The organism is Steroidobacter agaridevorans (assembly GCF_009932555.1).
GTDB classification, from domain to species: domain Bacteria; phylum Pseudomonadota; class Gammaproteobacteria; order Steroidobacterales; family Steroidobacteraceae; genus Steroidobacter; species Steroidobacter agaridevorans.
In genome coordinates, this window is record NZ_BLJO01000017.1 from 21,202 (window position 1) to 29,970 (window position 8,769).

General features: G+C 55.0%; 5 protein-coding genes. 2 read left to right on the plus strand and 3 right to left on the minus strand.

The genetic code is table 11. The features are described from left to right. The first annotated feature begins 7 nt into the window (after positions 1-7). Both GYH35_RS34315 and GYH35_RS34320 read left to right on the plus strand, forming a co-directional pair. Positions 8-1,561: a condensation domain-containing protein gene (locus GYH35_RS34315; RefSeq protein ID WP_161830742.1), complete on the plus strand. Its 1,554-nt coding sequence runs from the start codon at positions 8-10 to the stop codon at positions 1,559-1,561. A gap of 49 nt (positions 1,562-1,610) precedes the next feature. After that, positions 1,611-2,789, plus strand: a complete 1,179-nt coding sequence (locus GYH35_RS34320; protein WP_161830743.1) for a hypothetical protein — start codon at positions 1,611-1,613, stop codon at positions 2,787-2,789. 26 nt (positions 2,790-2,815) lie between these two features. On the opposite strand, the gene GYH35_RS34325 is transcribed toward GYH35_RS34320, so the two are convergent. The 3 genes from GYH35_RS34325 to GYH35_RS34335 all read right to left on the minus strand — a co-directional run bounded on the left by GYH35_RS34325 (position 2,816) and on the right by GYH35_RS34335 (position 8,475). Further along, positions 2,816-4,192: a DUF4185 domain-containing protein gene (locus tag GYH35_RS34325; RefSeq protein WP_202624994.1), complete on the minus strand. Its 1,377-nt coding sequence runs from the start codon at positions 4,190-4,192 to the stop codon at positions 2,816-2,818. Between the two features lie 333 nt (positions 4,193-4,525). Further along, positions 4,526-5,587 (minus strand): glycosyltransferase family 2 protein, encoded by a 1,062-nt coding sequence (locus tag GYH35_RS34330; RefSeq protein ID WP_161830744.1) that lies wholly within the window; start codon positions 5,585-5,587, stop codon positions 4,526-4,528. Positions 5,588-6,024: 437 nt separating this feature from the next. Further along, positions 6,025-8,475, minus strand: a complete 2,451-nt coding sequence (locus GYH35_RS34335; RefSeq protein ID WP_161830745.1) for a TonB-dependent receptor — start codon at positions 8,473-8,475, stop codon at positions 6,025-6,027. Between the last annotated feature and the right edge of the window lie 294 nt (positions 8,476-8,769).

The following is an 8,769-nucleotide window of genomic DNA, read 5'->3' on the forward strand; positions in this document are numbered from 1 at the left end:
ACCTGCGATGGTAGGCCTCGAAGATGTGGGTGACGATGTGATGGATTCACGTCAGATTGAAGTATTTCTCGACCATATTCGTAAGAAAGGAGTGAGAGTGTGGTCGGAGAATTCGAGACTGCGGTACCGAGCGCCCAGGAATGCGCTTTCGGAGGACGATATTCGTATCCTTCGACAGATTGGCGAGCAGGCCCGTGCCGAGGGCGCGGCAGACATCGCGGAGATCTACTCGTTGCCGAGCCGTGCGCCTCTGTCGTTCTCCCAGATTCAGCACTGGAACCTATATCGACTGCGCGAGCGTCCTGCGATTCGACATCTTGCTTCTGTTACAAAGCTGCACGGCAGTCTGAATTTGACGGCACTGCATAGGGCTGTTGCGGAGCTCGTCTGGAGGCACGATGCTTTGCGAACTCGTATTGTTTTATGCAACGGTTTTCCGATACAAGAAGTAACGGATTCGGGGGACTGGGAACTGGTGGTCAAAGACCTGCGGGCTGTGCCGTTGAGCAAGCGATCCGAGGCGATCTCTGAGCAAATCGAGGAAGTCGTACTAGAGCCCGTGAATATCAGTATCGGGCCACTCTTCGCGGTCAGGTTGTTGCACGTCGGGGAGAACGAGCATGTGCTGATCATCGCTATGGAGCATATCATCTCGGACGAGTGGTCGTTGGGTATCTACCTTCGAGATCTGCTCATGGCCTATTCGCAGATTGTTCAGGGGCGCAGGGTCTCTTTGCCGAAAGTGCCGATGCAGTTTTCCGACTACGCGACTTGGCAGAGCAATAGCCATTCGCTCTGGCTGGGGAACCATGGTGCGTATTGGAAGCAACTTGCTGGTGAGTGTGGAAGAGTTAGATTTCCGGAGGATGAGTTTGTCGGCAGCTGTGCTGGCATGGGATGGGCGGTCGCATCGATTCGGATCGAGAGGGAAATAGGCGAGGAACTGGTCGAGTGGTCCCGAAGGAATAGGACAACGGCGGTGATGAGCATCTTTGTGGCATATGTGGCATTGGTGCTGCGCTGGTGCAAGGTGTCGGAGGCGGTGTTTCGTTATGAGACCAATGGCAGAGTTGATCAAAGTATCGAGAACACGATCGGCTACTTTACTTCGCCGCTATTCGTTCGAATGCGCCTTTCCGAGAGGGACAGCTTCATTGATTTGCTTGGACGGGCAATGAAGGAGTATTGCATTTCTCATGAGCACGCGGATTCTTCGTATATGGAGGCACAGCTTCCTCGCCCGGAGTTTACGCGGAACACGGCGTTTAACTGGGTGCCGCAACGCCCGACTGGCGGGCCTCTAGTCGAGGGCGGAGCGGCAGCTGGTATCACATGCACCACGATGCCCTTTCTCAATCCGAGGCTGAGGAATCTGGAGAGGGACGTGGAGCCGTTTCTTCTGTTCTTCGATACTCAAGACGGGATTCATGGCGGAATGTGTTTTCCCGCAAGTCGGTTCACGGAACGCACAATGTCGAGATTTGGTCGCAATCTAAAAGAACATGTGCATGCGCTGTTGAGGCGGCCGGACGCGCGCGTGATGGATACTGAGATCTCGTGAAGGTGTTGCGGGTCCTCGGCGATGAGGACGAGTTGGTCACGGAGAAAGGATGATGATCAGGCGTCAACATATAGTCAGAGATTTCTTCGATGAGGCGCAGGCGATGCGTAATGTCCTGGACGCGCGCTTCAAAGATCCATACACGGATAGTATCGATTGGCATTATTTCTGCCACCCGCAGATGTACACCTACTTCCGTACGAAGCCGGAAGCAGTATTTCCACCGGCAGTCTTTGGGCGCTTTACGCGACGTCTCCGTGCCTGGTGTATGGACAACTTGGGCCTGGTGCCTAGTAGTCTGCCGTACCTTCACCTGATGGTGAACGGATGCAGGTTGGGACTTCATAGCGATTTCCACAACGGCACCTGGGGATACGTCTACTCATTGACTTATTGGGGGAAGAGGCAATTCTCGGGAGGCGAGACGCTGCTGATGCGCGATGGCATTCCAAGCTACAAGAAGCACCATGTTCAAGGAGAGGTCCTTTACGAGTTGATTCCAGCTGAGTTCAATCAATTGTTCATTTTTGACGACAGAATTGTCCACGCGACGCCCACGATCGAGGGCAGCATGAATCCCCTGGACGGCCGTATCGCGCTAGTTGGGCATATCCGCGCGACTTCGCCAGTCGTCAATGGCGCCCTTTCGTCGACGGCGGTCCGTGCAACGCTGCTGGAGGTATTGCCTAAGCTGCGAGACCGCTTAAAGGGTTACACGGATGTTCAAGGTGTGATCACATACCGAATTGACATATCCCCGACGGGAAAGGTTAGTTGTATAGCGGCACGAACCGACAACATAGTTACTGCTTCGGCGGGATATGGTCACGCGGACGCGGTTGTGACAGTCAACTCGCTCATTCAGCGTACGATCACAGGATTGAATTTCCCTGCTGCCACAGGGCACTCAGTTGCGATCGTAGCGTTGCTCATTCCGCTGCCGGATCTACGGCCGATCGAAATAGCTGTTTCAAACAAGGCGTCGGCTTCAGCCATTCGCGAGTGGGCGGCGATACATCTCGGGAGTTTGGATGACCTGGAGTTCCTTGGCCACTGGGAAGGGAACACCTTTGTGGCCGAACAGCCAATTACCGGTCAGATTCGAATCGGAGCGGAACATATTGAGGCTAGCTTTGACGCGCCGATGTGGGTCCCGTCACAGCGAGAGGCTTTTGAGAGAACATTGAATCAGTGGCTGGTTCACGCATCGAGCTGTGCGGATGTGTGACCCAGCCCGGTGGGAGCGTGAGCGCTCTACGCAATAGAGAGATCGACTCGCTGAGTGTTGAACGTGTAGTACGGCATGTAGCTGCGCATGGCCGTAGTGCTGCGCGCAATATCATCTTCACTGAAAGAATCGGCGATCATGTGGCGCTTGAAATCCTCTGTGGCGCGCTTGCTGGCCTCGTTGTCTGTTACCTGAAAATCGGACCATACCAGCCACAGCGATTTTCCGTCCTTGGCGAGCCACTTTGGGGAAATCTGCGGAGCGAAGGCGCGGGCACGTGCGTCTCCGCCTGGAGTCCATGCCGTTTCTTCGTGAATCAAGGTCCAAGGCCCCCAGGGATTGGGAGCCGACCAGAATCCGAGATAGCTTGGTTTGTCGAACCAAACGCCACTTGCCGACGTACCAGTTCCCCAACTGCTCATCATGTAGGTGCCAAGGGGTTCGTTATATACAACGCTTGGCATCCACGACCAGGGATGAAAGACCTTGTTTACCCAGCCACGGGGGAACGTATGCACAGCGGCTCTGTCGCTGATCGAAGGCGTCCACTTTGCATCACCATTGGGTAGGCTGCCGGCGAAGTATCGATAGCTTTTTCGATCGAGAAGCTTCGCTTTGGGGGTACGGAACAGCACGAGCTCGTTCATTGTTCCATCGGTATTGCCATTCGGACTGTAGACATAGATATAGCCATCACGGTTGTGTTCGTAGTTCTTCCCCATTTGTAGAATCGAGAGCATCGAGAAGGCTTCTTGCTCCTCCTCGAAGAACACCATGGTCTCGCGGGAACGATCCGACCAAGAATTCCAGGTCACCGGGGTCGAGCCATTCTGATTATTCCAAGTGAGACCATTGTCGTGCGAGTAGATGAGCTTCGCGCCCGTGAATCGCATCAGGTCGTCGCCGTTTGGGGTATCTAGTTCCGCAGCTTGGAGTGGGCGATTGAATGTGCTTAGGAATTGATATAGACGGCCGTCGAGAGCTAACGTGCCGAAACTGTAGTATCGAGTGGCACTAGGGCGCTGGAAAGGTCTTGCGAGCGATGGATAGCCAGGCACATCGTGAAATTCGGCTGCATCTGGATTGCCGCTGATCGCCAGCATGCGGCTATTGTGAAATCTTTTGGGTTCGCGCTCGAAGCCTCCGCCGTCACAAAGGCTCACGTACTGTAAGTCGTCGGAGGCCCAACTCATGTGCCAGTTGTCGCCACTGCCGCTATATCGCCGTGCCGTGTCATCGCGACGAAGTAATGCCTTTATTCGCGGTCTCGAGCCAAGCGAAGGTCTCCTTGCTCCAGGGTCGCGCACGGCAGCGCTGCTCTCACCGTACACGGATTTGATCGACGGTGTCGCGATGGCCCCAAGCGCAGCCGTTTGCTTTAGAAATTCACGGCGGGTCGGCATGCCATCCCTCTTATTTGTCCGTTCTTGCGCGAGCCCTAGATCGCCTCTAGGTCTATCCTTCAGGGCACGATTGAGAAAGGGACGATCCTCGATGGAGGATCGGCACGTCTGCGTTGCTGCTCGTCGTTACTGAATGCAGACTACGCAGATCATCTGTGAGACTGGCTTATGAGCATTGGTGGCCCCTCTCGGGCAGGCCCGATCGCAGTCAGGCGTGCGCTGTGTAGCAAAGGAACTCGTACGGGTGTGGCCAGTCTGGGCTGGTCAAGCGGCGGGATAGTGGAACGCGACCAGAGCATCGATCGTCGCAATCAGCCCATCACGACCACCACCTCAACCACGGGTTAGGGCGAACCACTGAGGCAGATAAAACCGGCTTTCTCTAAGAAGTTGGAGTACCAGTTCCGGGGGCCAAGCCTGCCGGTAGCGATGACGAGTCAGTGAGAAGTAGAGCATGAGGAGCGCGTTCAACAATGGCCCGGGCAAGATGGCGATGAACGCTGGTGCAAGCTTGTCCTGCACTGTTTTTAAATGCGGACGAATCCACTGCCGATATTCGAGCAACGAGTACGTTCCCATGCCTCGCCACAAGAGAAGCTCTCCGGTGTTTCGCCAGGGTTCAGCTCCCCCGACCTTCGCCTTTGCGAGGGAAGAGAGAGGCAATGATTGAACTAGTGAAGGCAAATTGATCATGAACATCTCGAAGGTTCTAGATGACCAAGTATGGTCATTGCCCCGGCGATAGCGAATCCATGGCGTTGCTATCACAATGGCCCCCCCGGGGAGAGGTGATTGAAAGATCACTCCGAGATAGCCAAACCATGAGCCGAAGTATTGTTCTCTCTGGCGGCTCAACCAGAGCGAGCGCTTGACAACGACGGCACCAACGTACGGAATGATGACGCTTACATCTGTGAACAGGCGATCCATCTCGTCTGGGCCATACATACGATCTGATTCCATATCAATCCAACGGGATTGGAGTACTCTTGACATGCGAAAGTCCCAAGCTTCAGTGTTGACGACGACCAAGCTCACGTCGTGAGAGAGAGTATCCAGGATCGCAGCGACGGCTCCCGGCTTGAGCAAATCGTCATCCGTCATCATCCAACAGTAGTCGCCCTTGGCGGCCTTCACGCACAGGTCGCAGTCGTGGTCAAAGCCATTATTCATATCCTGCCTGATATACCGAAGTCGGCTAAAGCGGCTCGTGTAGTCGGACAAGACCTGTTCAGTGGCATCCGTCGAGCCGCCGTCGAGCACTACCACTTCGGACGCGTCGGTGGTTTGTATGAGAATGCTATCGAGTGTCTCTCCGATAAGAGCGGACCGATTGAACGTGGTGATACAGATTGACAGCTTGGGGATTACTTCTTTCGCGGCGTCATGAAGCATGGTGCCTATCCTACGAAGCGCTCTGTGCGGTGAGTCGGGCAGGTAGTCTCGGATCACATGCTGGTTATTGGAAACCAGCCTATGCGTCCTTCAATTGATACGACGCATGCACCATCATCTCACGCATGGCCGAGTTGAGAAGCCGGTGCGTGCTTTCGCCAATTGAGTAGGTGGGAGGTTCTAATCGAGGGCGCGGATTTGCTAGGTCACAAGTCCGGCCGAGGATCCTAGGGGAAATAGGAGTTCGCGTGACAGTCGTTGGAAATCCGGAGAGTTGCGCGGCGGATAATTCTCAGGACTGTACTGGCGTTTTCTTGCGCGCGTTCATGCTCGGCTTTATATCCGATAGAATTCTTCATTCGTCCGTGGGAGGCGGCCATTCGGCGGCCCTGCCCATACTACCCGCGCTAGGAATAGCGCGGGTAGGAGCTGGTTTCTTAAAAGTCGTAGCCCAGTTGAACTCCAACGGTTCGAGGGCGTATGCGGTAACCCCATGCACTGCTAGTGGTCGGATTCGCGCGTTGCGCGAACGCGTCCTCATCAGTGAGGTTGCGAATGAAGAGATCAATGCTCAGGTTATCGATTTCGACCCGGGCGGATGCATCTACTTTGACGTAGTCACCTGCCTCCTGGTGTGGCAGCGGTTTGAGCGTGCTATAGAACGAACCTACGTAGATCGAGTCCACGCGCAGGGAGACCAAGTGGCCTGCTACATCAAAGCTATACTGCACGCCCAGATTGGCGCTCTCTTCCGGAGAGCCGGGCAATCGGTCACCGTCCGCGAATCCTTGAATCGGCGCATCTTTGGTTAGTTTCGCGTCTATCAACGATCCACCAACATATATCTGAAAATTATCCTGGACGTGGTACTGAGCCTGAAGCTCCACTCCCTCAGAGCGGGCAGCTCCAGCGTTTGCTTGGAATCCAAAGGCACAAGTGGAGCCTCGTACGCCCACAGGTAGATCAGACCAGTCCATTCGGAATACGGCCGCGTCGAACACGATTCGATTATTGAATGCCGTAAGTTTCCCGCCGATCTCATAACTGTCTACGTTGTCAGAGTCGACATCTCCAGTCGATGCGATTGGGTAGCTTGTTCCATCGACTAGGCCGTCGGCATTGGTATCGCATGCCGCCGCGGGCACCCTGGGCTGCGGTCTGCCAAGGCGAAAGCCCTGGGACCAGCCTGCATAGAGGAGGGTATCGTCGGTCGGCTTGTAGCTCACATTCGCGCGGAAAGTGGTGCCCGTGGCGTCAGTAGTCGTATCGGTAGATGTGCTCCCGCCACCAATTAGCGCGCCGCTCTGATCTATATGCGCTGAGCGCTCATAGTCGTAGTAGCGTGCCCCGCCAGTCAGGGTAACGCGGGGCAGGAATTTCCACGAGACTTCTGCAAATGCCGCCTTCTGGCGGAGGTCGCGCTCATCTACATAGTCGAACACGTCGCGGAGTTGGGGCGTAAAGGGATTCGCTCCAGGATCGCCAAACCATATCCAGTCAGAAGTGTAAACATCATGCTGCTTGTCAGCGTAGATGCCAGTGAGGAAGTTCCAAGCACCGCCAAGTTTGGTTGAAAGTCTGATTTCGCCGGAGTTCTCTCGATGGGGGGTCGAAGTGGCGATTGAAACAGGTCGTGTAAGTCGTCCAAATACGCCGTCCGGAATCGAGTGTTCCTCGCTGCTCTCTATGTAGGAGTAGGTTGCAAGAAGATCGGCCCAGCCAAGATCGGACTCGATGACTATGTTCGCAACGTCGATGTCGGCGTCGTTCACACCAGCAGTTTGTCCTCGGAAGGCGTGCTCTGGCGCAACCTGCAGAAGTGTCTGCTCAAACGGTCCACTGTTTGCTACGGCATAACCGTCCGTTTCGCTCTTCTGCTTAAGATAGCTAAGCGTGATGCCAAGAGCCTCGGTCGCTTGAAATAGAGTCGCAATTCGTCCACCTAGAACGTAGGTTTCGCCAACCTCTTTCTGATCGACTGCAAAAGGCTGGGCTCCCGGACTGAGCGTTGCGTAATAGGCTGCGTTGGAACGCGCTTCGTTACGATAGTATCCGGAGTCTTGATACTGATAAGCCGTGGCTCGGATGGCAAATCGGTCTTTCACAATGGGTATGTTTGCGAACGCTTGTGCGTTGTGATTGTCGGCGCTGTTGCCAGATGTGACCGAATAACTCGCGGCCACTCTCGCAGAAAAGTCGGTCAGCTGCGGTGCTGATGGAATGATTCGTACTGCTCCACCCATTGATGAACTGCCGAATGCCGTGCCCTGTGGGCCGCGGAGGACTTCTACGCGATCAACATCTACAAGCTTTAGGTCCGCACCAGATCCGAGAAGTCCCGCTGAGTTGGTCGTGGGTATTTCACCAAAGTATGTAGCAACCGTGCTACCAGAGCTAAAGTTCGCGAAACCGAGTGAGGTCTCCATGCCTCGAATAATCACGGCTTGACCGCCGTAACCTTGCTCGACTTGATTCACTGACGGTATGCCTCGCAGATAGTCGGCGGATGCTGCAAGACCTCTTTCGTCGATCTGTTCGGCAGTGATGGCGGTGATGCTTACCGGAACATCCTGAATTCGTTCACTACGCTTTTGCGCTGTTACGATGACTTCTTCGAGGCTGCCGCGTCGCCGCGCGTCGTCCGCAGCACGCTTTGCATTCGAAGTCCCGCTTTGACTATCGCTCTCAGTGGTGGATGTACTAGCTATCCGCATCACGCCGGTAGTTTTTGGCTCGCTTGATAGCGAACTCGGAGGCTGAGTCGCGGCCTCAAAGATCCCGGGAGATGCCCGGTCGGGTCCATGCTCTGCGGGCAGTTTTTGTGCATATGTGGGGGATGTAAGACAGACGGCAGTAGAGGTGAGCAGCATGCCAGTAATAGTTTTCATTTGTGCCTCTCTAACGTAGTTTCGGCATCCATCCATGATGGCTGTTATCATTCAATATGATCGGCCGCGGGTAAGCGGTGACCCCATGCGAAATGACCTGCAGATTGGTGTGTTGGCTGCAGATTCGCGGGTGGCGCTGAATTGTCCGCTATAGAGGGGATTCGAAGGGCCGTCGGCGTGCGCCGCAATCGTTGACAAATGTCAGCACGAAATGACCGATGATCGCGTCCCTGGAAGTGGTGTACGAGTCGTGAGTTCTGGTTGGTTTGGACTCGTGCTCAGCTGACGACGGCC

Bases quoted from the DNA above. Each gene is read 5' to 3' on its own strand.
- GYH35_RS34330 (WP_161830744.1), bottom strand. From the start codon at position 5,587: ATGCTTCATGACGCCGCGAAAGAAGTAATCCCCAAGCTGTCAATCTGT.
- GYH35_RS34315 (WP_161830742.1), top strand. From the start codon at position 8: ATGGTAGGCCTCGAAGATGTGGGTGACGATGTGATGGATTCACGTCAG.
- GYH35_RS34325 (WP_202624994.1), bottom strand. From the start codon at position 4,192: ATGCCGACCCGCCGTGAATTTCTAAAGCAAACGGCTGCGCTTGGGGCC.
- GYH35_RS34335 (WP_161830745.1), bottom strand. From the start codon at position 8,475: ATGAAAACTATTACTGGCATGCTGCTCACCTCTACTGCCGTCTGTCTT.
- GYH35_RS34320 (WP_161830743.1), top strand. From the start codon at position 1,611: ATGATGATCAGGCGTCAACATATAGTCAGAGATTTCTTCGATGAGGCG.